Raw genomic sequence first — 22,886 nt, 5'->3', positions numbered from 1 at the left:
CATGACCATCGCCCGCCCAGCCGAATCGGCCTACGACGAGGCCTCTCCCGAGATCCGCGCCCTGATCGACCAGGTCGTGTCGGAACTGCAGGGCCTACCTGACTGGACACAGCGCCCGGCGGTGCTGGTCGAGATGGTCGATGCGCTCGACCTCGCCATGAACGACGCCGAATCCGAGGAGGAGCAGGCGGAGGCCGGCGAAGGCGGGGAGGAGGCCGCGGGCGGCGAGGAGGACGAGATGGAGGAGGCCGACGGCTTCGCCGAAATCGTGACCTTCTATGTGGGCGCCGCCCTGGAGCGCCTGGAGGAGCAGGAGATCACCGGGCCGGAGCAGGTCGCCTTCTACCTCCTGTCCTGCCATCCCGAGCACCTGGAGGCGGCGCAGGCCTGGCTGGAGCAGCCCGGCAACGAGGAGCGCTTCCTGAAGTTCGTGGAGGCGAATCCCGACTACGACGCCATCCTCGAGCTCGTCGAGGACTACTACGAGGCGATCAGCGGCGAGGACGAGGATTGAGGGCGGCGGAGCCTTCCGCCTAGACTTGGCCGACACGTCCGGTCCACCACGGGAGATCCCATGCGACTCGGCCTGCTCGGCGCAGTTCTCGGCCTGGCCCTCGGGCTTGCGGCGCCGCTCTCCAGCGCGGCCTCCGCCCAGGAGGCCCCCGGTCAGGAGGCCCCCGGTCAGGAGAAGGTGACCAAGGCCTGGGCCATCGCCGAATGGGGCGAGCCGCTCTACGGCCCGGACATGCCCCATTTCCCCTATGTCCGGCCCGACGCGCCCAAGGGCGGAACGGTGACTCTGGCCGCCTTCGGGGGGTTCGACAGCTTCAACACCATGATCCCGCGCGGCGAGTGGCAGCGCACCAATATCGGGCTGATCTCGGACAGCCTGATGGAGGGCTCGGCCGACGAGATCGGCGTGGTCTATGGCGCGGTGGCCGAGAGCGTCGAGTATCCCGAGGACTATTCCTGGGCCATCTTCAATCTGCGGCCCGAGGCGCGCTGGCACGACGGCGCGCCGATCACGGCCGAGGACGTGAAGTTCGCCTTCGACATCCTGAAGCAGCACGGCCGGCCCTTCCTGCGCGCGATCTACGATCCCGTCGCCTCCGCCGAGATCCTGTCGCCGCACCGGATCAGGTTCGCCTTCTCCACCAAGGGGAAGAGGAAGCCGCTGATCCTGGCCGCCGGGATGTCGCCCTGGCCGAAGCACTGGTGGTCGCAGAACGGGCGGGACCCCAGCCAGACCTTCCTGGAGCCGCCGCTCGGCAGCGGCCCGTACCGGCTCGTCACCGTCGAGCCGGGCCGGCGCCTCGTCTACGAGCGCGTGCCCGACCATTGGGGCGCCGACCTGCCGACGAACCGGGGACGCAACAACTTCGACCGGATCATCTACGACTTCTACCGGGACCAGACGGTGATGTTCGAGGCGTTCAAAGGCAACGCCTACGATTTCCGGGAGGAGACATCGCCCCTGCGCTGGGCGACGGGCTACGACTTCCCCGCCCTGGCCGAAGGGCGCGTGGTGAAGCGCGAGATCCCGGTGCAGACCCCCGGCGGCATGTCGGCCTTCTTCATCAACACGCGCAGGCCGCACCTCGCCGACCCCCGGGTGCGCGAGGCGATCAACCATCTCTTCGATTTCGAGTGGATCCAGAAGAACATCTTCTTCGGCTACTACAAGCGCAATACCAGCTATTTCATCCAGAGCGAGTACGGCTCCTCGGGCCTGCCGACGGGGCGCGAGCTGGAGCTGCTGGAGCCGTTCCGCGACCGGTTGCCGGCGCGCGTCTTCACGCAGCCCTTCGAGCCGCCGAAGACGGACGGCAGCGGCAACATCCGCGCGAACCAGCGGCGGGCGCTCCAGCTTTTCAAGGAGGCCGGCTGGGAGCTCAAGGACGGCAGGCTGGTCAACGCCCAGGGCCAGCCCTTCACGCTCGAGATCCTGACCATCCTCCCGGACGATGAGCGCTGGACCAATGCCTATGTGGAGAACCTGAGGAAGTCCGGGATCGAGGCGCGCCACGTCCGGCTGCCCGACACGGCGACCTGGGAGCGCCGCGCCGACCAGTTCGACTTCGACCTCTTCACCGCCACCTACACCTTCTTCCCGCCGCCGGGCACCGAGCTGGTCAGCCGCTTCGGCTCGGCCGAGGCCGACGTGCAGGGCTCCGCCAACATGACCGGGATCAAGGATCCCGTCGTCGACGCCATGCTGGAGCGGATCGTGACCGCCCGGGACCACGAGACGCTGGTGGCGGCGACCCGCGCGCTGGACCGCGTGCTGCTGTGGGGCTGGTACGTGGTGCCGCGCTGGCACAAGACCGAGTCCTGGGTCGCGTACAAGGACATCTTCGGCAGGCCCGACCGGGCGCCGAAATACGGTGTCGGCTTCCTGGACACCTGGTGGGTGGATCCGCGGAAGTCAGCGGCCGCCGGCACCAGGTGACGGCACGCCTTGTTCTCGTCATGAACCCCGCACAGATTCCTGGGGTTGCGCCCCGCGTCTGAGGGAGATCCGATGCGAAGCCGCCTGCGTTCCGTCCTTGCCGCCATGGCCATGGGTCTCGCCTGCGCCGCCCATGCCGTGCCCGGGCATGCCGCCGGCGCGGTCGAGAACGCCGCGGGCCTGGCGCTGCACGGCGAGCCCAAGTACAAGCCCGGCTTCGCCCATTTCGACTACGTGAACCCGCAGGCGCCCAAGGGCGGCGAGATCAAGCTGGCGGCCATGGGCGGGTTCGACAACCTGCACCCCTTCATCCTGAGGGGCATCGCGCCGGCCGGGATCGGGCTCGTCTTCGAGACGCTGATGACGCAGAACGCCGACGAGCCGTTCAGCATGTACGGCTCCGTCGCCGAATCGATCAGCGTGCCCGCCGACCGCAGCTCGACCACCTTCGCCCTGCGCCCCGAGGCGCGCTGGCACGACGGGCGGCCGATCACGGCCGAGGACGTGATCTGGACCTTCGAGACGCTGATGCGCGAGGGCAGCCCGATCTACCGGACCTATTACGGCGACGTGGTCCGTGCCGAGAAGGTCGGCGACCGGCAGGTGCGCTTCACCTTCAAGTCCGGTGGCAACGCCGAGCTGCCGCTGATCCTGGGCCAGCTTCCCGTGCTGCCGAAGCACTGGTGGGAGGGGCGCGACTTCGGCGCGACCACGCTGGAGCCGACGCTCGGCAGCGGCCCCTACCGCGTGGCCCAGGTCGAGCCCGGCCGCGCCATCACCTACGAGCGCGTGGCCGACTGGTGGGGAAAGGACCTGCCGATCAACCGCGGCCGCTGGAACTTCGACAGGATCCGCTACGACTACTACCGCGACCGCGGCGTGCTGCTGGAGGCCTTCAAGGCCGGCGCCTACGACTTCCGCCTGGAGTCTACCGCCAAGGACTGGGCCACGGGCTACGACATCCCGGCCGTGCGTGACGGCCGCATCGTGCGCGAGGAGATCAGGACCGAGGACCCCCGCGGCATGCAGGGATTCGTTCTGAACACGCGCCGCCCGCTGTTCCAGGACCGCCGCGTGCGCGCGGCGCTGGGCGAGCTCTTCGATTTCGAGTGGCTGAACAAGAACATCTTCTACGACCAGTACAAGCGCACCCGCAGCTATTTCTCGAATTCGGAGCTGGCGTCGTCGGGCCTGCCCTCGCCGGCCGAGCTGAAGATCCTGGAGCCCTATCGCGGCAAGGTCCCGGACGAGGTCTTCACGACCGAGTACAAGCCCTCAGAGACCGACGGCTCCGGCAACATCAGGGCCAATCTCAGGACCGCGCTCGACCTGTTCAAGGAGGCCGGCTGGACCCTGCGGAACGGGGCGCTGCTGAACGCCGCCGGCCAGCAGATGCAGTTCGAGATCCTGCTGGACGATCCCGCGCTCGAGCGCATCGTGCAGCCCTGGATGCGCAATCTCGAGCGCGCCGGCATCAAGCCCGTGCTGAGGATCGTCGACACCGCCCAGTACAAGAACCGGACGGACGCCTACGACTTCGACGTGACCACCGAGGTCATCGGGCAGTCGCTCTCGCCGGGGAACGAGCAGCGCGACCTGTGGTCCTCGGCCGCGGCCGACGTGCCCGGCGGTCAGAACCTCGCCGGCATCCGCGACCCCGCGATCGACGACCTGATCGAACGGCTGATCCGGGCCGAGAGCCGCGAGGACCTCGTGAACCACACGCGCGCGCTGGACCGCCTGCTGCTGTGGGGCCATTACGTGATCCCGCAATATCACTCGGACAAGAACAACGTCGCCTACTGGAACCGGTTCGGCCATCCCGCGCAGCCGCCGCGCTACGGCATCGGCTTCCCCGACACTTGGTGGATCGACCCCGCCAAGGACGCGCGGCTCGCCTCGCTGGACCGGGGCGGACGGTGAGTGCCGCGTCCATCCTGGGAGCCTGAGGGATGCTCGCCTACATCGTCCGGCGCCTGCTGCTGATCGTGCCGACGCTGATCGGCATCATGATCACCAACTTCGTGATCGTGCAGGCCGCCCCGGGCGGCCCGATCGAGCAGATGCTGGCCCAGCTCGAGGGCACGGCAGTCGAGGCGACGGCCCGTATCGGCGGCTCGGGCGGGGAAGGGGGCCAGCAACAGGCGGCCACCGCCGCGGCGGGCGACGCCACCAGCCGCTATCGCGGGGCCCGGGGGCTCGATCCCCGCTTCATCGAGGAGCTCGAGCGGCAGTTCGGCTTCGACAAGCCGCTGCACGAGCGGTTCCTGCAGATGATGGGGAACTATCTCGTCTTCGATTTCGGGACCAGCTACTTCCGCGACCGCCGCGTCGTCGATCTCGTGCTCGAGAAGATGCCGGTCTCCATCTCGCTGGGGCTGTGGACGACGCTGATCGTCTACCTGATCTCGATTCCGCTGGGCATCCGCAAGGCCGTCAAGGACGGCTCGCGCTTCGATGTCTGGAGCAGCGCCGTGGTGATCGTCGGCTACGCGATTCCCAGCTTCCTGTTCGCCGTGCTGCTGATCGTGGTCTTCGCGGGCGGACGCTATCTCGCCTGGTTCCCCCTGCGCGGGCTCGTCAGCGACGGATGGGCCTTCATGCCGTGGTGGCAGCAGATCCTCGACTATCTCTGGCACATGACGCTGCCGGTCGCGGCCATGGTGGTGGGGGGCTTCGCCGGCCTCACCATGCTGACCAAGAACAGCTTCCTCGAGGAGATCAACAAGCAGTACGTGGTCACCGCCCGCGCCAAGGGGCTGACCCAGGGCCGCGTGCTCTACGGCCACGTCTTCCGCAATGCGATGCTGATCGTGATAGCCGGCTTTCCCGGTGCCTTCATCGGGATCCTCTTCACGGGCTCGCTGCTGATCGAGGTGATCTTCTCGCTGGACGGGCTTGGCCTCCTGGGCTTCGAGGCCGCCATCAACCGCGACTATCCCGTGATGTTCGCGACGCTGTACTTCTTCACCCTGGTAGGGCTGCTGATGAACCTGGTCGGCGACCTCGCCTATGTGGCGGTCGACCCGCGCATCGACTTCGAAGCGAGGCGGACATGACGGGCCCCGCCGCATCCGGCCCCGTGCATGCTCCGCCCGGCGCCGCGCCCGGGGCCGCGGGCGGCGAGCGCGTCCTCGGCATCCGCGTCACGCCGCTGACGCGGCGGCGCTGGTACAACTTCAAGGCCAACCGGCGCGGCTGGTGGTCGCTCTGGATTTTCCTCGCGATCTTCCTGGTCACGCTGTTCGCGGAGCTGATCGCCAACGACCGCCCCCTGCTGGTGCGCTACGACGGGTCCTTCTACTTCCCCTTCGCCACCTCCTACCCGGAGACGACCTTCGGCGGGGAGTTCGAGACCGAGACCGACTACCGCGACCCCTATGTCAGCGACCTGATCCGACAGAAGGGCTGGATTGTCTGGCCGCCGATCCCCTTCAGCTACAACACCATCAACTACGACCTGCCGGTGCCCGCCCCGGCCCCGCCCTCAGCGGTGAACTGGCTGGGCACGGACGACCAGGGGCGCGACGTCCTGGCGCGCCTGATCTACGGCTTCCGCATCTCGGTCCTGTTCGGGCTGACGCTGACGCTGTTCTCCTCGATCATCGGCGTGGCCGCGGGCGCGGTGCAGGGCTATTTCGGCGGCTTCACCGACCTGCTGTTCCAGCGCTTCATCGAGATCTGGTCGGGGCTGCCGACGCTCTACCTCCTGATCATCCTGGCCAGCGTGGTCGAGCCGAACTTCTGGTGGCTGCTGGGCCTGCTGCTCCTCTTCTCCTGGATGAGCCTGGTGGGCGTGGTGCGGGCCGAGTTCCTGCGCGCGCGCAACTTCGACTATGTCCGCGCGGCGCGCGCCCTGGGCGTCAGCGATCCCGTCATCATGTTCCGCCACGTGCTGCCCAACGCCATGGTGGCGACGCTGACCTTCATGCCCTTCATCCTGAACGGCTCCATCACCACACTGACGGCTCTGGACTTCCTGGGCTTCGGCCTGCCGCCGGGCTCGCCCTCGCTGGGCGAACTGCTGGCCCAGGGCAAGGCGAACATCCAGGCGCCCTGGCTGGGCCTGACGGCCTTCTTCGTGCTTGCGACCATGCTGAGCCTGCTGATCTTCATCGGCGAGGCCGTGCGCGATGCCTTCGATCCGCGCAAGACCGTGGGACCGCTGCCCGGCGCCGCGAAGGGCAGCCAGGCGCCGCCGGAGACGCCGTCCCTTCCCCACGGCAAGGCGGCGGAGTAAGGGATGCCTGGGATGGACGGCGCAGGACGGGACGGCCCGATGGCGGAGCGGCTTCTGGATGTGCGGAACCTGACGGTCGACTTCCGCATGGGCAGCGGAACGGTCCATGCCGTGCGCGGCGTCTCCTTCCACATCGAGCCCGGCGAGACCCTGGCGCTGGTCGGCGAATCGGGCTCGGGCAAGTCGGTGACGGCGCTCTCGATCCTGCAGCTCCTGGCCTATCCCATGGCCCACCACCCCTCGGGCAGCATCCGGTTCCGCGGGACCGAGCTGCTGGGCGCCGAGGAACGGGTGCTCCGCGAGGTCCGTGGCGACCGGATCGCCATGATCTTCCAGGAGCCCATGACCTCGCTGAACCCGCTCCACACCATCGAGCGGCAGATCAACGAGACGCTGTTCCTGCACAAGGGGCTGACGCGGGACGCCGCGCGCCGCAGGACGCTGGAGCTGCTGCGCCTGGTCGGCATCCCGTCGCCGGAGAAGCGCCTGGGCGCCTACCCGCATGAGCTGTCGGGCGGCCAGCGCCAGCGCGTGATGATCGCCATGGCCCTGGCGAACGAGCCCGACCTGCTGATCGCGGACGAGCCCACCACGGCGCTGGACGTGACGATCCAGGCGCAGATCCTGGAGCTGCTGAAGGACCTGCAGCGCCGCTTCGGCATGGCGCTGCTGCTGATCACCCACGATCTCGGCATCGTGCGGCGCATGGCGGACCGGGTCTGCGTGATGAGCGGCGGCGAGATCGTCGAGACGGCGCCCACCGAGCAGCTCTTCACCGCCCCCCGGCACCCCTACACGCAGCGCCTGCTGAAGGCCGAGCCGCGGGGCAACCCGGTCCCGCCGCCCACCGACGCCCCCGAGGTTATGGCCGCCGAGGACGTGAAGGTCTGGTTCCCCATCAAGGCGGGGCTGCTGCGGCGGACCGTGGACCATGTGAAGGCCGTGGACGGCGTGTCCCTGCGGGTCTGCGCGGGACATACCGTCGGCGTCGTCGGCGAGTCGGGCTCGGGCAAGACGACGCTTGGCCTCGCCCTCCTGCGCCTGCAGCAGAGCCAGGGCGCCATCCGCTTCGACGGACGCGAGGTGCATGGCCTGCAGCCCGCGCAGATGCGCCCGCTGCGCCGCGAGATGCAGGTGGTCTTCCAGGACCCCTACGGCTCGCTGAGCCCGCGCCTCTCGGTCGGGCAGATCATCGAGGAGGGGCTGAAGGTCCATCGCATCGGCACCGCGCGCGAGCGCGAGGCCATGATCGCCCGCGCGCTGGAGGAGGTCGGGCTCGATCCGGCGAGCCGCAACCGCTACCCGCACGAGTTCTCGGGCGGCCAGCGCCAGCGCATCGCCATCGCCAGGGCCATGGTCCTGAAGCCCCGATTCGTGGTGCTGGACGAGCCGACCTCGGCGCTCGACATGTCGGTGCAGGCGCAGATCGTCGATCTGCTGCGCGACCTCCAGGCCCGCAACAACCTGGCCTATCTCTTCATCAGCCACGATCTCCGCGTCGTGCGCGCGCTCAGCAACGAGGTGATCGTGATGAAGGACGGCCGGGTGGTCGAGCGCGGCGCCACCCGCCGCATCTTCGAGGAGCCCCGCGAGCCCTATACGCGCGCCCTGCTGGCCGCGGCGCTGGACCACCGCACCGTCGAGACCGCAGCCGTCCGAAGCTGACGGCCGGCCCCACCGCCCCTGTGCGGGCCCGTGGGGGCTCCCCCTGGGGACCCGGCCGTGGTACCCATGGATCATCATGCTGTCCCCGCCGTCGAAGCTGCCCGTCCCGTCCGATCCTGGCCACAGCGCCGAGTACATCGAGGAGGTGAAGCGGCTGCTTCAGCGCCACCAGCGCTGGGTCAAGGGTCTGCGCGGCGGGGTCCAGGCCGATCTCAGCTTCTACGATCTCTCGCACCTGCCGCTGGCGGGCGCCGTGCTGCGCAACGCGAAGCTGGTCGGCGCCAACCTCGCGCGCAGCAATCTGAGCCGCGCCGACCTGTCCGCCGCGATCCTGATGATGTCCGACCTGGAGGCGGCGGACCTGACCCGGGCCAACCTCCTGGGCGCCGACCTGCGTGGCACGGTGCTGAACTGGGCCAACCTGAACGAGGCCAACCTGGCCGGCGCGGACCTGCGCACGGGTGAGGTCGGCGCCGTCAGCACGAAGCGGCGCCCGGGGCAGGACGCGCCGCTGTCGCGCCGCACGACCCTGCTCGACGCCCGGCTGACCCGCGCGATCCTGGTCGGCAGCAATCTCGGGAACTGCGATCTGACAGGGGCCGAGCTGGTGGACGCCGATCTCACCGGGGCCGATCTGTCCGGGGCGATCCTGGTTTCGACCGACCTGTCCGGCGCCACCATCAAGGGCGCGCAGCTTCACGGCGCCCTGCTGTCCGGCGCGGTGCTCGACGACCGGGTGGTCGCGCAGATGGTCCAGATGGGCATCGAGCCCGAGGGCCGGATGGAGCCGCTGGGAGAGCGGCTGTTCGAGCTGGTCGCGCTGCACCGCCTCTGGCTCGACACCAACGGACGGGAGGGGCGGCGCCTCGAGCTGGACATGGTGGACCTGACCGATGCCCCCCTGGCCGAGACCGACCTCTCCGGCGCACGCATCCAGCGCTGCGACCTGAGGCGCGCGAACCTGCAGGGCGCGCACCTGGTGCTGGCGGACCTGTCCTACTGCTCCATGGGCGAGGCGGACCTGACGGGGGCGAACCTGTCGGGCTGCACCCTGCGCCGGGTGAACATGACGCGTGCCGTCCTGCGCGACGCCGCGATGGACGGCATGCCGCTGGCGGGCGCCGGCCGCGACTGGCCCACCAACCTGCAATACGCCCGGCTGGTCGAGGCCGACCTGCGGGTCGCGAGCGCTGACGGCGCGCTGCTGCGCTTCGCCGACCTGACCGGCGCCAGGGCCAACATGGCCCTGCTCAAGGGCGCCGACCTCAAGGGCGCCAGACTTCCGAAGGCCGGGACCGCGACGCTTCCGGGAAACGAGACCCCATGAGCATCCTCTTCGTCTCCGCAACCGACGACCCCGGCCCCTGGCTGCGCGAGCTGAACCGCCTGCTGCCGGAGCATCCGGTCCGCGTCTGGCCCGAGCGCGGCGATGATGCCGCGATCCGCTATGCCGTCGCCTGGAAGCCGCCGCCGGGCCTGCTTGCCTCGCTGCCGCGGCTCGAGGTGATCCTGTCCCTCGGAGCGGGCGTCGACGCGATGCTGGCGGACCCCACCCTCCCCGACCTTCCCCTCGTGCGGATGGTCGAGCCCGGCCTCGTGCTCGGCATGACGGAATGGGTCGCGGCGCAGGTCCTTTACTGGCACCGCAACCAGCACGCCTATTCGGCCCAGCAGGCCCGCGGCGTGTGGCAGCCGCTGGACGAGTTCCTGGCCCAGGAGCGGCGCGTCGGCATCCTGGGCCTGGGCGAGCTCGGCGCGGCGGCCGCCCGCGCGCTCGCCGCCCTCGGCTTCGATGTCGCGGGCTGGAGCAGGTCGCCGCGGGAGATCCCCGGCATCGCCTGCCATTCCGGGCCGGACGGGCTGGCCGCCCTGCTGGCCCGAAGCGACATCCTGGTCTGCCTGCTGCCGCTGACCGCAGAGACGCGCGGCATCCTCGATGCGGAGCTGTTCGCGGCGCTTCCGCCGGGCGCCGTGGTCATCAACGCCGCGCGCGGCGCCCACCTGGTCGAGGGGGACCTCCTCGCCGCGCTGGCGGGCGGGCGGCTGCGCGGCGCGAGCCTCGACGTCTTCACAGAGGAGCCGCTGCCTGCCGGTCATCCGTTCTGGCGCCACCCCGCGGTGGTGGTGACGCCCCATGTGGCGGCAAAGACCCATGCGCGCACCGCCGCCGCGTCCATCGCAGAGCAGATCCGCCGCCACGAGCGCGGCCTGCCGCTGGAGAACGTGGTCGACTCCCGGCGCGGCTACTGAGCGCCCGGCGGCGCGACACGGCGGGCATCCGGTCTGCCGAGGGCGCCGGAGCAGCCGTCCCGCCGGCTTTCAGCTGGCGCCGGCGCCCTGGCCGACGGCCTGCTGGATCGCGTCCGGCCCCAGGGACGGCTCGGCGCGGACGTGGATCGTGCGCTGCGGGTACGGGATCTCGATGCCGAGCTCGTCGAAGCGCTTCTTGAGGCGCCTGTTGAACTCGCGCCCGACCTTCCACTGCATGATGGGCCGCGTCTTGAAGCGGGCCTTGATCAGCACCGAATTGTCCAGGAAGGCATCGACGCCCATGATCTCGACGGGCTCGAGGATCAGCGCGGCGTAGTCCGGGTCGGACTGAAGCTCGGCGCCGAGATCGCGAACCACCGCCGTCACGCGGTCGGGATCCTCCTTGTACGCCACCGAGATGTCGAAGACGTAGAAGGAGAAGTCCTTGGTCATGTTGACCACGGTGTTGACCTGGCTGAACGGCACGGAATGGACCGCGCCCGCCGTGTCGCGAAGCCGGATCGAGCGGATGGAGATCGCCTCCACCACGCCGCTGTGGCCGCCGCCCACGTCCACCACGTCGCCCACCGAGATCGTGTCCTCGAACAGGATGAACAGGCCGGTGATGACGTCCTTCACGAGCGTCTGCGACCCGAAGCCTATGGCGAGGCCGATCACGCCGGCACCGGCCAGAAGCGGCGCTATGTTCAGTCCAAGCTCAGAGAGGACGATCAGGGTCACCACGGTGACCAGCAGCACCAGGAAGGCGTTGCGCAGGAGCGGCAGGAGCGTGCGCACGCGGGCGGATCGCTCGACCCGGGTGCCGCCCTTCATGCTGCCTGTCAGGTAGCGCTCGATCAGGCTGCTGACGACCTCCCAGGACACGAGGGCCGCGACCAGGACCAGCACGATGGTCAGCACGCTGGCCGTGATGCGTTGGCCGAGCGGGCTTTCGATCCAGGCGAAGCTGTCCACGCCCCAGGCATTGAGCAGCGCGAGCCCCGCGACGATCCAGATGAAGCCTTTCAGCACCCGCAGGAAGACCGGCAGGTAGCGGTTGGCCCGCATCTCCAGCCGGGGATAGCGCTTGTGGATGTCCGGCGCGATGGCGAAGAACCGGTTCACGAGCCGCTCGACCGCCGAGACAGCCAGCCGTGCCACCACCAGAACGACGAGCGTCATGCCGGTCGCCCGCACCATGAATTCGAAGCCGCCGGCGACGTTCAGCAGCCAGATCCCGTAGATCACGATCACATAGGCGATGGCGAGGACGTGCCAGACATCGGCCAGGCGCCGTCTGGCCTGGCGGAGCGACCGGTCGCGCGCGCCGCGCGCGATCTCCTTCGCCTCCTGGGTGGCGCTGCCGCCGCTCAGGGGATGGCCGCGCATCCAGTCGGCGACGGCGGTGCGGTTCTGCAGGATCAGCACGATCAGCATGCCGACGACGACCAGCCCGACCACCTTGAGCAGCGCCGTGTAGGCGCCGAGCGGCAGGCCGAGGACGAAGGCAGCGTTGCTGACGAGATAGCCGTAGACGGCCGTGTAGGCCAGGCGCCGGATCCAGATGTAGATGTAGTGGGCGGTCTCCTCGTCGCAGTGGAACAGCCGCAGGTTCTGGGCCCCGGGCGTGAGGATCGCGCGCGCCAGCACCATCACGAGCTGGATCATGATGGTCGCGTTGATGACGGTCAGGGCGACGACGCGGATCAGCCGCGGCGGGTCGCTGAAGGACAGCAGCCCATAGCCCGCGAGCGTGAAGGCGCCGATAGGCAGCAGCTCCAGCGCGGTGCGGGCCAGCAGGAACGGGATCCGCGCGGCATACCCCTCGACGACGTGCGCCTCCGTCGCCGCATGGGGCCGCCGCAGCAGCCAGCGCAGCGCGCCCGCGGCCAGGAAGCCCACGAAGATGGCCCCCGCAAGCTGGATCGCGAGATCGCTCCACCGGTCGCGCCGGTAGTCGTCCGTGAGCTGGCGCTCGAACCACTCCACGGCCAGCGGCAGGTCCCGGAAGGCCGCGATCACGGACGTGACCTGCTGGCCGAAGGCCGCGATCTGGCCCGAGAAGAAGCGCAGGGTCTGCGCGCCCAGCGCCCCGGGCACGATCTCCTCGGGCTCGGCCTGCTCCTGGACCGCCACCAGCGCCTGGATCTGCTGGGCCAGCCGCTCGCGCGCGGCGGGGTCCTGGAGCGTCTTCAGGACGGATTCGAGCTGGGCGCGGTCGACCTCCGGCTTGGGCGCGGCGTTGCCCTGCGCGGGCGCGGCCGGCACCTGCGCCATGGCGGGCATGGCCCCGGCGAGGCCGGCGGCGAGCAGGACGGCGCACAGGAGGCGAAAGAGCGGGGCGGCCGTACGGCGGTCGGGATGCAGGGGCATGGCGATCGGACGGACTCCGGGCTGCGGATCACCCCGGCACGGCCGCGCGTCGCCACCCCGGGACGGCGGCGGGACTGTGCCCCGTGCCGGCTGGCGAAATCAAGGCGTCATTCTGCGGCCCGGCTTCGGGCCACCGGAGGCCGCCCCCTCCTGCAGGGGCCCGGAAGGCCCGCCCGGCCTCAGACCGCGGCGAGCGCCTGGGCCGGCGACGCCGTGTCTTCGAGAGGCTCCTCGAAGACGAGGTAGGTCCCGGACGCCAGCGGCAGATGGCTGAGTCGCACCGTGCCGCCGTCGGGCGCACGCTCGACAACGACCAGCGGCCCGCCGAGCGCCCGCGCCTCGCCCAGGCGGTCCTTCAGCCGGCCGCGCCGGTCCAGCCCGCGGCGCCCGCCCGCCGTGCTGGTCGCGATCGCCGTGCCGGACGCGTCGCACAGCAGCGCGGGCCATGGCAGGCCGTCGAAGCCGCCGCGCAGCAGCGCCTCGCGCCCGGCGGCGGCGTCCAGCTCCGCGCGGAGGCCGGCCATCTCGGCGCGGGCGCGGCGCAGGCGGCCGCGCAGCACCAGGCACAGGATGCAGGCGGCCGCGCACAGCAGCAGGGCCGCCGCGGCGACCGGCAGGGCCGGGTCGGCCAAGGTGGGAAGGGACACGTCACCCCCTAAAGAGGTAATTCTTCCTCTCCGATACGCCGGAAGGCGGTGGGACGCAACCCTTCACAGCCATGCGGGGCCTCGCCTGGACGGCGGAACAATGGACCTTTCGCTGTCCGGGATGGTAAAGTTCGCGGCATTTTTGATCCGCTCACGCGGGGCGGAAATTAAATGTTAGCAGAAATCCCTTCGAATTCTCTATGATGCCGGGAAGCGTGTCGGCGGCCGCCCTTGGGCACCGCGACGCCCCGGCTGAAGGCGGGCCGCAGACGCATAGCGGAGCGATCGAGTGAACCAGGTGTACCGTTCTCGGGATGCTGGCCGTCCGGCGCGCGACTGGGTTCGCGTCAAGCCCGGCGAGAAAACGACGGCCGTCCCCGAGAAGCCGCAATATGACGACGAGAAGCTCCTGGCGCTTCTCCACTCCGCCAAGCGCGAGCTTCAGGGCCTGCGCCTCGTCCATCTTCACCTGTCCCTGCTGAAGGACAAGACCTACGGCGATCTCTCCGGGATCAAGCGCGCCTTCCAGGAGATCGCCGAGAACTCCGCCTTCCTTCAGATCTTCGCGCTGTCGAACGACGACATCATCATCCTCTACAAGGGCATCAAGTTCTCGAGCATCACCGATGTCTGCCAGAAGATCGAGAAGCTGATGCTCTCGAGGACTTCGGCTACAGGACTGAATCCCTACAAGGAAGATTCGCTCTTCTCGATCCTCGAGCTGTCGCTGAACTTCGTCAACGTCATCCGCTTCATCGAAGGGCTGGCGGGCGGGAATGCCGACGGCGCCGGAAAGCCGAAGACCAAGCCGCCGATCACGCTGGAGGAGCTCGCGAAGATCGAGCGCCAGATGACGATCTTCGATCTGTCGCCCTTCATGCTGAACCAGCCGGTCGTGGACATCCGGGCCGAGGACCGCAGCGAGCGCGAGTATTTCGAGCTTTATATCGCCGTGAAGACGCTCGAGGACAGGCTCAGCCCGGAATTCGACATCACCGCGAATCGCTGGCTGTTCAACTACTTCACCTCCAGCCTGGACAACTCGGTCCTGCGGGCGCTGAACTACGGCACCGACTTCATCAGGGGCCAGCGCATCGGTCTGAACCTGAACCTGACGACGATCCTGTCGGCGGCCTTCGTGAAGTTCGACGAGCGGCTGACCGCCGATCTTCGCAACAACGTCGTGCTGGAGGTCAACAAGTCCGATCTCGTCGAGAACGAGAGCCTCTACAAGGAGGTCGTCGACTTCGCGACGCAGCGGGGCTACCGGATCTGCATCGACGGGCTGACGCCGTTCTGGGTGAGCCACATGGACCTGGAATACATGGCGGCCGACTACGCCAAGGTGTTCTGGTCCCCGGACATGGCCGACATGAGCGCGGCCGAGCTGGACGCCTTCACCGAGAAGATCGCCCAGCAGGAGAACTGCCGCTTCATCCTGGCCCGCTGCGGCACCGTCTCGGGGCTGCTGTTCGCCCACAAGCACGGGATCGACCTGGTTCAGGGCCGGATCGTCGACAACATCCTGCGCAAGGGCGTCCACCTGTCCGACGCCATCAAGACCGCCAAGGTGATGGACGACTGAGGGCCGGAAGAGGTCCCGCGGGCGACGGCGGGACCCCGGCTCGGAATTCCTTCCGCCCCCTCAGACCACGACCCTGAGGCGCGCCGACGCCTCTGTCACGGCCTCGCGCACCGTTGGGCCACGCGCCGGCACTGGCGCCGGGCGGTGCCGCCGGTCGGGCAGGATGATCCCCGTCTCGCGCATGCGGTCCGCAAGCGCCCCCGCGGCGGCCAGCAGGGTGCCCGAGCTGTCGCCGCGCACCAGCCACACGGCCAGGCTGCGGGCCGTGAACAGGTCGGCGCGCTGGGCCGCCGCCACCAGCCCCGCGATCGTGATCTCGTCCGCCGTCAGGAACGGGCAGCACGGCTCGTGATGGCGGATGCGGCGCCTGGCCCCCTCGCGGATCGCGCCGACCAGCGTCGAGATGGCGGTCGTCGCCTCGCGGCCGGCATGGCTTCCGAATTCGAAGCAGAAGTCGCTCCAGGTCCGCTCCCACTGGCGGATATCGCTGTCCCGGAGCCCCGCCACCCAACGCCGGAACGCGCAGAGCAGCAGGCGCTCGCCCGCCGTCAGCGCGTCGATGCGGTCCGGCAGCGGCGTCTCCTCGTCGATGCGGAATATCACGGCGGCCTCCGTCTTCGTCTCCGAGGACACTATCGCGAGTGATAATGACTCGCAATCACTTCCGGCACGGCGTGATCGGCCCGCCCGAAGGCGGGACGCGCCTCAGGCCGCGTTGCGGGCGGCGTGCGGGAGGCCGGGCCGGCTGGAATCGGCCCAGGCGGGTTCGACGACGCCATGCCAGGTGGGATCCAGCAGCGTCTCCGCCCCGGCATGGGTCTGCCAGCCGGGAAGCAGCTCGCCGAGCCCGGCGGCATCGGGTCCGAGATCCAGGGTCGCGCTCGCCCCGCCCTGCAGCAGATAGTTCACGGCGGTCACCATGGCCGCCACCGCCTCGGCGACGTCCAGGCAGCGGCCGGCCCCGGCATCCCGCCCCTGCCCGTCCGGATCCACCGCGGGCGGCGCCGCGGCTCCGGCCCAGCGCCCGGCGATGCGGGGAAGGCGGAGCAGCACCGAGTGCAGGCCGTGGCCGCGGTCGGCATCCCGCAGCATCTGCTCGACGATCGTCTCCGCGGCGGGATCTGGTTCCCTGCCCGGCGCCCCGACGCCCAGCGCCGCCGCATGGCCGGGCGCGACGAGGCGCCGCAGGCCGCGCGCCTGCATCGCCTCCAGCAGCGTAAGCGCGGCCCGCACCTCTCCGGCGCGGCGCAGCTCGGCCGCGCCGCTTCGCGCCTGCGCCAGATGGACGATGAGATCGGGGCCGTAGAGGATCAGGGCCTCCTCCAGCCGCTCGCGGTCGCCGACGTCGCCGAGGACCAGCGGCCCCCACCGGACTGCGGCGAGCTTGCCGGAGGACAGGTCGTCGTAGGCCACGGGCAGATGGCCCGACGCCCAGAGGCCCGCGCAGAGATGGCTGCCGAGATAGCCGGCCCCGCCGGTCACGAATATCACCGCCATGGCATCCTCACCTTGCGTCCGGGCCATACCCTAGCGGCTGCATCCCGCGGCGAGGGAGCCGCGGGGAGGGGTTACCATCCATATCCCACCACTTACGATCGGATGGATTCCGGTCTCGAACACTCCTTTCGAAAGTGAGGAGGCGCGTCGCCATACGCTTGATGGAAGGCTTGGCGGGTGCCGTGCAGAGTTCGTCCCATGAAGCCGACGCTCTCAGTCCTGCCTTCGGGCCGCCTGCTCCCCAATCCCGGCCGTAGCCCGGAGGCGGAGCTGCTCGACCACGCCGAGCGCCTGACCCGCAGCCGCTCGGCTCGCCTCGCCTGCTGGGTGCACCTCTCCCTGCTGGAGGGGCGGAACCGGCGCGAGCACCATCTGCGGGTCGCGGCCGACCTGTTCCAGGCGGCACTCCGTACGCTGGAGGGGCGTGTCTTCGTGCTCTCCTGCGGCGACCTCGTCTTCGTCTCGCGCCAAGCGGACACGGCCCCGATCGACCAGGCCGTGCAGCGGCTGCGCTTCCTCTTCGCCGAGGACGCCCTGGTGCTGCGCGACGGCGGGCGCAGCTTCTGCACTTGGTACCGGCTCGAGCGCGACCTGCCGCGCTTCCTGGCCCAGGCGCGCGACCGGCAGGAGCTCGCGGGCATCGCGGGCGGCCCGTCCGAGGACGAGCCCGCATCCGAGGGCGCCCCGCTGATCGCCTCGCAGCTTGCCGGTCTCGAGGACATGCTGGCGCGGGCGGACCTCTCGAACTTCCTGCGCAACCAGTCGGTCTGCGCGATCTTCCCCGGACAGGCCCCCAGCCGCGTCTTCGACGAGGTCTACGTCTCGACCCGGCACCTGGCCGAGGCCGTGCTTCCGGGGGTTGACCTGACGGCGAACCCGTGGCTGTTCCAGGTCCTGACGCGCACGCTCGACCGGCGGGTTCTCGCCCACATGGCCCGCTCGCCGCGGGAGACTCCGTTCAGCCTGAACCTGAACGTCGCGACGCTGCTCTCACCGGAATTCCGGCGCTTCGACGAGACGCTGAACGGCCGGCTGCGCGGGCGTATGGTGATCGAGCTGCAGACGCTGGACGTCTTCGCGGACATGGGCGCGTTCCTGTTCGCCCGCGACCTGCTGCGCGAGCGTGGGCACCGGATCTGCCTGGACGGGCTGACCCACCTGACCCTGCCCTTCGTCGACCGCGCGCGGCTCGGCTTCGACCTCGTCAAGCTGCGCTGGGCGCCCGAGATCGCGGAGGGGCGCGGCGAGCTGGCCCAGGACATCCGCCGCTTCGTCGCCGAGAACGGCCAGGCCAACGTGATCCTCGGGCGCTGCGACGGCGCCGCCGCCATCGAGACCGGCCGCGCGGCCGGCATCTCGCTCTTCCAGGGCCGCCATGTGGAGCGGCTGGCACGCGGCCAGCGGCCCGGCGCCGCCTGAGCGCCGGCCGGACCGCCCCGCGAAGGCGCGGCGCTCAGGCCCGCGGGGCGTGCTTGTTCAGGATGCGCTGCAGGGTGCGGCGATGCATCTTCAGGCGCCGCGCGGTCTCGGAGACGTTGCGCTCGCACTGCTCGAAGACGCGCTGGATGTGTTCCCAGCGCACCCGGTCGGCCGACATCGGGTTCTCCGGCGGCGGCGGGAGCGGACGGCCATCGGCCAGCAACGCCGCCTCGACCGCGTCGGCATCGGCGGGCTTGGGCAGGTAGTCGACCGCCCCGGCCTTCACAGCGGCGACCGCGGTCGCGATGTTCCCGTAGCCCGTCAGCATCACGATGCGCGCCTCGGGCCTGGCGTCGCGTAGCGCCGCCACGACGTCGAGGCCGCTGCCGTCGCCCAGCCGCAGGTCGACGACCGCATAGGCGGGGGCCGACTCGTGCGCGACCTCGATGCCCAGGGACACGCTGTCCACCGCGACCACGTCGAAGCCCCGCTTCTCCATCGCGCGGGCCAGCCGCGTGCGGAACGGCATGTCGTCGTCCACGATCAGGAGGCTGCGCGCCGCGTCGCCGGTGAAGGTCAACTTCTGGCCATCGCCCGGGACGATATCGGCATTCATGATTCGCTCGTAGCCTCGTACTTGTCAGCGTAGACCGGCGGCGCCCAGGTTACGACAACTTGCGCCCCACCGCCACGACCGTTGGTGAAGGCCACCCTGGCCCCGGTACGCTCCAGGAGCGTACGGGCGATGAAGATCCCCAGCCCCATGCCGCCCCCGTCGCTGCGCGACGAGATGTAGGGCTCGCCGATCCGCGCCAGCAGGCCGCCGGGAAAGCCCGGCCCGTCGTCCACGATGGTGAGACTGAGCTGCCTGAGATCCCATTCCGCGGTGACCTCGACGGCGCTCCGCGCGAACTGCATGGCGTTCTGCATGATGTTGCCGAGCCCGTGGATGATCTCGGGGCTGCGGCGGATCATGGGCACCTGCGGCACATCCGCGCCGGCCCCTGGACGCTCCGTTATCGTCAGCGCGATGCCGGGCCGCTTGTGCCCGGCCGCCGCCGTCTCGACCAGCGCGCGCAGCGTCAGCCGCTCGTAGGGCTCGCCGCCCTCGGTGTCGGGGCGGCGCGACAGCTCGGCCAGGATGTCGCGGCAGCGCACCGCCTGGCTCTGGAGCAGGGCGATGTCCTCGGCGATCGGGCTGTCCGGCGGGACTTCGCGGGCGAGCTCCTTGGCCACGAGGCTGATGGTGCCCAGCGGCGTGCCCAGCTCGTGCGCCGCGGCGGCGGCGAGCCCGCCCAGGGCCGAGAGCTTCTGGGCGCGGGCCAGCGCCTCCTGGCTGGCGGCCAGCGCCTCGTAGGTCTGGCGCGTCTCGCGCGCGACGCGCCAGACATAGCCGCTGACGAAGACCGCCGAGCAGACAAGCGCCATCCAGATCCCGAAGGAGTAGAGCCCCGGCAGCGGCAGGGCGCCCGGCCAGGGCAGCGCATAATGCCAGAGCGCCAGCCCCGACAGGCACGACACGGCGAGCGTAACCAGCAGCACGACGCTGCCCAGCGACAGGATCGTCGCGGCCACGGTGAGCGGCGCCAGGATCAGCACGGAGAAGGGGTTCTGGATGCCGCCCGTCAGGTACAGCAGCAGCGAGAGCTGGATCACGTCCCAGCCCAGGAACAGGGCCGCGGTGCGGTCCGTGAGCCGCGGCCGCGGGCCCGGCTGGGCCGAGGAGGCCAAGTTCAGCAGCACCGACGCCCCGATGACGCCCAGCGCCGGACCCAGGGGCAGCTCGAAGTCCAGGAGCCCGTAGACCAGCATCACCGTCGCCAGCTGCCCGGCCACGGCCACCCAGCGGATCAGGATCAGCGTGCGCAGCGTGACGCGGCCGGCGATGACGGGGGCCGCGGGCGCGGATGGAGCCGGGCGCGCCTGTGGGCTCAAGGCTGCGGGCTCAAGGCTGTGGGCTCACGGCCGCCGGCTCCACGGGGTGGCCTGCGGCGGCCGGCGTGGCTGCGGGGCTCAGTGATGCCCGCCGAAGCGGGCGCCAGGCTTGGCCACGAAGCGGCGCGAGCAGTATGGGCATTCGACGAAGCCTTCGCGGCCCAGCGTCAGATAGCTCACGGGATGCCCAAGGGGGCCGCCGCCGCCGTCGCACCCGACCGTGTCCGTCTCGACCTCGATCACCTCGACCGGGTTAGTCTGCGCCATCTTATCGACCCTGCCACGCTTCGGCTGAGGCTTTCCGTGAAGCCGCGCGGATGATACCCAAGGCCGGGTCCCGATCAACGAGATTCGCCGGAAAACCCATGGCACAGCCCGCACAGCGGCCCGAAGCCGCACACCCCGTCTCCGCGCCACGCCTCGCGGTCGAGGTGCGGGGCCTCGTGAAGACCTACCGCGCCGCCGGCCGCGTGCCCGAGAAGACGGCGCTGCACGGCATCGACCTGGAGATCCCCAGCGGCTCGCTGTTCGGGCTGCTCGGCCCCAACGGGGCGGGCAAGTCGACCCTGATCAACATCATGGCGGGCCTGGTCATGAAGACCTCCGGCACGGTGCGGATCTGGGGCCGCGACATCGACGCCGACCCGCGCAGCTCCCGCTCGGCGATCGGCGTGGTCCCGCAGGAGCTGAATATCGATCCCTTCTTCACCCCGCGCGAGCTGCTGGACCTGCATGCCGGGCTCTACGGCGTGCCCAAGGCGGAGCGCCGGACCGACGCGATCCTGGCCGCGGTCGGCCTCAGCGACAAGGCGGACTCCTATGCCCGTACGCTGTCGGGCGGCATGCGGCGGCGGCTGATGGTGGCCAAGGCCATGGTCCATGCGCCCCCGGTCCTGGTGCTGGACGAGCCGACCGCCGGCGTGGACATCGAGCTGCGGCGCATGTTGTGGGATCAGGTCCGGGCCCTGAACCGGACCGGGACCACCGTGCTGCTGACGACCCACTACCTGGAAGAGGCCGAGGAGCTCTGCGATACAATCGCGATCATCAACCACGGCCGGGTGGTCGCCCATGACAGCACGACCAACCTTCTGCGCCGGATCGAGGGCAAGACCCTGATCCTGCAGACCGACCACGACCTGTCGGGGGTGCCCGGGCAGCTGGCGGCCTTCGCGCCCGAGCTGCGTGCGCCGCGGCAGCTCGCGATCCGCTACGATCCGCGCCAGACGCAGGTGGGCGACATCCTGGCCGCCGTGCAGGCGGCGGGGCTCGGGATCCAGGACCTGACCACGGAACAGACCGACCTTGAGGACATCTTCCTCCAGCTCACGCGCCGCACCGGCTGAGCCCGCCCGGCGAGCCGAACGGCGGCCATTCCGGCACCCATTCGGGCGCCCATTCCGATGGTGGATGCTGGCGTTCGCGCTGCTCTGCGCGGGCTGCGCCATGGAGCGCCAGCCCATGGGCCCGCCCGTGCAGCCGCCGGCCCTGGTTGCGGACGCCTTCGTGGCGCCCGACGGCGTCGCGCTTCCGCTTCGCTCTTGGCTGCCCGAGGGGCGCCCCTCGGCCGTGGTGGTCGCGCTCCACGGCATGAACGACTACTCCAACGCCTTCGACATGCCGGGCCGGTTCTGGGCCCGGCATGGCGTCGCCACCTATGCCTACGACCAGCGCGGGTTCGGCGCCGGTCCGCGGCCGGGCGTCTGGGCCGACACCGAGACGATGGCGGCCGACCTCGACGCGGCCGTGCAGGCCGTCGCTGCCCGGCATCCCGGTGTGCCGGTCTTCCTGCTGGGCGAGAGCATGGGCGGCGCCGTGGTCGCCGCGGCCCTGACGGCGGCGCCGGCGCCGGGGCGGCCGCCGCTGGCCGAGCGCGTCGCGGGCGCGGTGCTGTCCGCGCCCGCGGTCTGGGGCCGGGCCTCGCTGAACCCGCTCTACCGCTTCACGCTCTGGCTGGCCTACAGCATGGTGCCGGGGCTGGTGCTGGAGCCGCCGCGCGACCTGAAGATCCAGCCCTCGGACAACATCGAGATGCTGCGCGCCCTCGGCCGCGACCCGCTGGTGATCAAGCGCACCCGGGTCGATGCGGTGAAGGGGCTGGTGGACCTGATGACGCGGGCCGAGGACGCCATGCCGGCGCTGCCGCCGCGCCTGCCCCTCCTGGTGCTCTACGGACGGCACGAGGAGGTCCTGCCGAAGCCCGCCATCGGCAGGGCGCTCGCGGCGCTGGAGACGGCCCGCCCGGGCACCCAGGTCGGCGTCTACGAGCGCGGCTACCACATGCTGCTGCGCGACCTGCAGGCAGAAGCGGTCTGGAAGGACGTGCTGGCCTGGCTGCGCATGCCCGGCACGCGCCTGCCCAGCGGCGCCGACCGGGTCCCCTGGGAACCGCCGGAGGCCGAGCGCAGCAAGGTCGCCTCGAACCCCTCCTGAACCTTCCCCGGCGCCAGTCGCGCAGGGCAGGACGCACCGCCGCTCGATCGTTCGCTTGGCGAACCAATCTCCCTTGCCGCCCGGACGGGCCTGTGCGAGCGTCGTTCCGGGAGCAACGGGCATCGCGCGATGGCTTCGACCAGGCCCCATGTCGGGGAGATCGGGTTCACCCTGACATGCGCCGCCGGCCGCGGAACAGCCGCGGCGGCGCCCTTCCTCGTCCTGGCCGCGCCGCCCTCAATGCAGATGAATCCGGATCCGCAACGATAGGGGAGGAACACCATGCTCGACGTGACTCCGACGGCGCGCGTTCAGGCTCTGCTGGCGCGGTTCGATGCGGCGCTGGCCGCGGGCGACATCGAGACGGCCGTGGGGCTGTTCGCGGACGAGTGC

At 70.4% G+C, this 22,886-nt stretch carries 19 protein-coding genes; 12 read left to right on the top strand and 7 right to left on the bottom strand.

Annotated features, from left to right (window positions below):
- Position 1: 1 nt before the first annotated feature.
- From JUB13_RS29620 to JUB13_RS29585, 8 genes are all read left to right on the top strand, one after another.
- A complete protein-coding gene (locus JUB13_RS29620) occupies positions 2-514 on the top strand; it encodes a hypothetical protein (protein WP_207485860.1) in 513 nt (170 codons plus the stop codon).
- Positions 515-574: 60 nt separating this feature from the next.
- Positions 575-2,449 (top strand): extracellular solute-binding protein, encoded by a 1,875-nt coding sequence (locus JUB13_RS29615; protein ID WP_207485859.1) that lies wholly within the window; start codon positions 575-577, stop codon positions 2,447-2,449.
- Positions 2,450-2,521: 72 nt separating this feature from the next.
- Positions 2,522-4,372, top strand: a complete 1,851-nt coding sequence (locus tag JUB13_RS29610; protein ID WP_207485858.1) for an extracellular solute-binding protein — start codon at positions 2,522-2,524, stop codon at positions 4,370-4,372.
- Between the two features lie 29 nt (positions 4,373-4,401).
- Complete coding sequence (locus JUB13_RS29605) at positions 4,402-5,508, top strand: microcin C ABC transporter permease YejB (protein WP_207485857.1); 1,107 nt, start codon at positions 4,402-4,404, stop codon at positions 5,506-5,508.
- Positions 5,505-6,689 carry an ABC transporter permease gene (locus JUB13_RS29600; protein ID WP_211115681.1) on the top strand — a complete coding sequence of 395 codons (1,185 nt, stop codon included), beginning with the start codon at positions 5,505-5,507 and terminating at the stop codon, positions 6,687-6,689. Before JUB13_RS29605 ends, JUB13_RS29600 begins: the two co-directional genes overlap by 4 nt.
- Positions 6,690-6,701: 12 nt before the next feature.
- Complete coding sequence (locus tag JUB13_RS29595; RefSeq protein WP_407928192.1) at positions 6,702-8,354, top strand: ABC transporter ATP-binding protein; 1,653 nt, start codon at positions 6,702-6,704, stop codon at positions 8,352-8,354.
- Between the two features lie 76 nt (positions 8,355-8,430).
- On the top strand, positions 8,431-9,681 hold the full coding sequence (locus JUB13_RS29590) for a pentapeptide repeat-containing protein (RefSeq protein ID WP_207485856.1): 1,251 nt from the start codon (positions 8,431-8,433) through the stop codon (positions 9,679-9,681).
- On the top strand, positions 9,678-10,604 hold the full coding sequence (locus tag JUB13_RS29585) for a 2-hydroxyacid dehydrogenase (RefSeq protein WP_207485855.1): 927 nt from the start codon (positions 9,678-9,680) through the stop codon (positions 10,602-10,604). Before JUB13_RS29590 ends, JUB13_RS29585 begins: the two co-directional genes overlap by 4 nt.
- Positions 10,605-10,673: 69 nt before the next feature.
- Here JUB13_RS29585 and JUB13_RS29580 read toward each other — a convergent pair whose 3' ends face one another.
- Both JUB13_RS29580 and JUB13_RS29575 read right to left on the bottom strand, forming a co-directional pair.
- On the bottom strand, positions 10,674-12,977 hold the full coding sequence (locus tag JUB13_RS29580) for a mechanosensitive ion channel domain-containing protein (protein WP_236025327.1): 2,304 nt from the start codon (positions 12,975-12,977) through the stop codon (positions 10,674-10,676).
- A 179-nt stretch (positions 12,978-13,156) separates the two neighbouring features.
- Positions 13,157-13,624, bottom strand: coding sequence for a hypothetical protein (locus tag JUB13_RS29575; protein WP_207485854.1), 468 nt, complete (start codon positions 13,622-13,624; stop codon positions 13,157-13,159).
- Between the two features lie 289 nt (positions 13,625-13,913).
- Here JUB13_RS29575 and JUB13_RS29570 point away from each other — a divergent pair, with 289 nt between their 5' ends.
- Positions 13,914-15,209: a hypothetical protein gene (locus tag JUB13_RS29570; protein WP_211115680.1), complete on the top strand. Its 1,296-nt coding sequence runs from the start codon at positions 13,914-13,916 to the stop codon at positions 15,207-15,209.
- Between the two features lie 60 nt (positions 15,210-15,269).
- On the opposite strand, the gene JUB13_RS29565 is transcribed toward JUB13_RS29570, so the two are convergent.
- The gene (locus JUB13_RS29565) at positions 15,270-15,812 is read right to left on the bottom strand and encodes a hypothetical protein (RefSeq protein WP_207485853.1); all 543 of its coding nucleotides are present in this window, start codon (positions 15,810-15,812) and stop codon (positions 15,270-15,272) included.
- Positions 15,813-15,914: 102 nt separating this feature from the next.
- Positions 15,915-16,706 carry an NAD-dependent epimerase/dehydratase family protein gene (locus tag JUB13_RS29560; RefSeq protein ID WP_207485852.1) on the bottom strand — a complete coding sequence of 264 codons (792 nt, stop codon included), beginning with the start codon at positions 16,704-16,706 and terminating at the stop codon, positions 15,915-15,917.
- Positions 16,707-16,904: 198 nt separating this feature from the next.
- On the opposite strand from JUB13_RS29560, the gene JUB13_RS29555 reads away from it, so the two are divergent.
- Positions 16,905-18,125, top strand: coding sequence for an EAL domain-containing protein (locus JUB13_RS29555; protein ID WP_207485851.1), 1,221 nt, complete (start codon positions 16,905-16,907; stop codon positions 18,123-18,125).
- 34 nt (positions 18,126-18,159) lie between these two features.
- Here the strand turns inward: JUB13_RS29555 and JUB13_RS29550 are convergent, their stop codons facing one another.
- The 3 genes from JUB13_RS29550 to JUB13_RS29540 form a co-directional block, all read right to left on the bottom strand.
- Positions 18,160-18,741, bottom strand: coding sequence for an ActR/PrrA/RegA family redox response regulator transcription factor (locus JUB13_RS29550; protein ID WP_207485850.1), 582 nt, complete (start codon positions 18,739-18,741; stop codon positions 18,160-18,162).
- On the bottom strand, positions 18,738-20,060 hold the full coding sequence (locus tag JUB13_RS29545; protein ID WP_207485849.1) for an ActS/PrrB/RegB family redox-sensitive histidine kinase: 1,323 nt from the start codon (positions 20,058-20,060) through the stop codon (positions 18,738-18,740). The genes JUB13_RS29550 and JUB13_RS29545 overlap by 4 nt, the downstream gene beginning before the upstream one ends.
- Before the next feature lie 78 nt (positions 20,061-20,138).
- The gene (locus JUB13_RS29540) at positions 20,139-20,327 is read right to left on the bottom strand and encodes a zinc-finger domain-containing protein (RefSeq protein ID WP_207485848.1); all 189 of its coding nucleotides are present in this window, start codon (positions 20,325-20,327) and stop codon (positions 20,139-20,141) included.
- A 98-nt stretch (positions 20,328-20,425) separates the two neighbouring features.
- Between JUB13_RS29540 and JUB13_RS29535 the strand changes: the two genes are divergently transcribed.
- Together JUB13_RS29535 and JUB13_RS29530 are read left to right on the top strand one after the other, a co-directional pair.
- Positions 20,426-21,406 (top strand): ABC transporter ATP-binding protein, encoded by a 981-nt coding sequence (locus tag JUB13_RS29535; protein ID WP_207485847.1) that lies wholly within the window; start codon positions 20,426-20,428, stop codon positions 21,404-21,406.
- Positions 21,407-21,470: 64 nt separating this feature from the next.
- Positions 21,471-22,493, top strand: a complete 1,023-nt coding sequence (locus tag JUB13_RS29530) for an alpha/beta fold hydrolase (protein WP_207485846.1) — start codon at positions 21,471-21,473, stop codon at positions 22,491-22,493.
- Positions 22,494-22,886: the final 393 nt, after the last annotated feature.

This window comes from Arenibaculum pallidiluteum (assembly GCF_017355985.1).
GTDB classification, from domain to species: domain Bacteria; phylum Pseudomonadota; class Alphaproteobacteria; order Azospirillales; family Azospirillaceae; genus Arenibaculum; species Arenibaculum pallidiluteum.
The sequence above is the reverse complement of the archived record's forward strand: the minus strand, read 5'-3'. Positions and strand labels throughout refer to the sequence as shown.

What these genes read in the sequence shown, in the direction of transcription:
- JUB13_RS29620 (WP_207485860.1), top strand. Translation starts at nt 2, where the DNA reads ATGACCATCGCCCGCCCAGCCGAATCGGCCTACGACGAGGCCTCTCCC.
- JUB13_RS29615 (WP_207485859.1), top strand. Translation starts at nt 575, where the DNA reads ATGCGACTCGGCCTGCTCGGCGCAGTTCTCGGCCTGGCCCTCGGGCTT.
- JUB13_RS29610 (WP_207485858.1), top strand. Translation starts at nt 2,522, where the DNA reads ATGCGAAGCCGCCTGCGTTCCGTCCTTGCCGCCATGGCCATGGGTCTC.
- JUB13_RS29605 (WP_207485857.1), top strand. Translation starts at nt 4,402, where the DNA reads ATGCTCGCCTACATCGTCCGGCGCCTGCTGCTGATCGTGCCGACGCTG.
- JUB13_RS29600 (WP_211115681.1), top strand. Translation starts at nt 5,505, where the DNA reads ATGACGGGCCCCGCCGCATCCGGCCCCGTGCATGCTCCGCCCGGCGCC.
- JUB13_RS29595 (WP_407928192.1), top strand. Translation starts at nt 6,702, where the DNA reads ATGGACGGCGCAGGACGGGACGGCCCGATGGCGGAGCGGCTTCTGGAT.
- JUB13_RS29590 (WP_207485856.1), top strand. Translation starts at nt 8,431, where the DNA reads ATGCTGTCCCCGCCGTCGAAGCTGCCCGTCCCGTCCGATCCTGGCCAC.
- JUB13_RS29585 (WP_207485855.1), top strand. Translation starts at nt 9,678, where the DNA reads ATGAGCATCCTCTTCGTCTCCGCAACCGACGACCCCGGCCCCTGGCTG.
- JUB13_RS29580 (WP_236025327.1), bottom strand. Translation starts at nt 12,977, where the DNA reads ATGCCCCTGCATCCCGACCGCCGTACGGCCGCCCCGCTCTTTCGCCTC.
- JUB13_RS29560 (WP_207485852.1), bottom strand. Translation starts at nt 16,706, where the DNA reads ATGGCGGTGATATTCGTGACCGGCGGGGCCGGCTATCTCGGCAGCCAT.
- JUB13_RS29555 (WP_207485851.1), top strand. Translation starts at nt 16,905, where the DNA reads ATGAAGCCGACGCTCTCAGTCCTGCCTTCGGGCCGCCTGCTCCCCAAT.
- JUB13_RS29550 (WP_207485850.1), bottom strand. Translation starts at nt 18,741, where the DNA reads ATGAATGCCGATATCGTCCCGGGCGATGGCCAGAAGTTGACCTTCACC.
- JUB13_RS29540 (WP_207485848.1), bottom strand. Translation starts at nt 20,327, where the DNA reads ATGGCGCAGACTAACCCGGTCGAGGTGATCGAGGTCGAGACGGACACG.
- JUB13_RS29535 (WP_207485847.1), top strand. Translation starts at nt 20,426, where the DNA reads ATGGCACAGCCCGCACAGCGGCCCGAAGCCGCACACCCCGTCTCCGCG.
- JUB13_RS29530 (WP_207485846.1), top strand. Translation starts at nt 21,471, where the DNA reads ATGCTGGCGTTCGCGCTGCTCTGCGCGGGCTGCGCCATGGAGCGCCAG.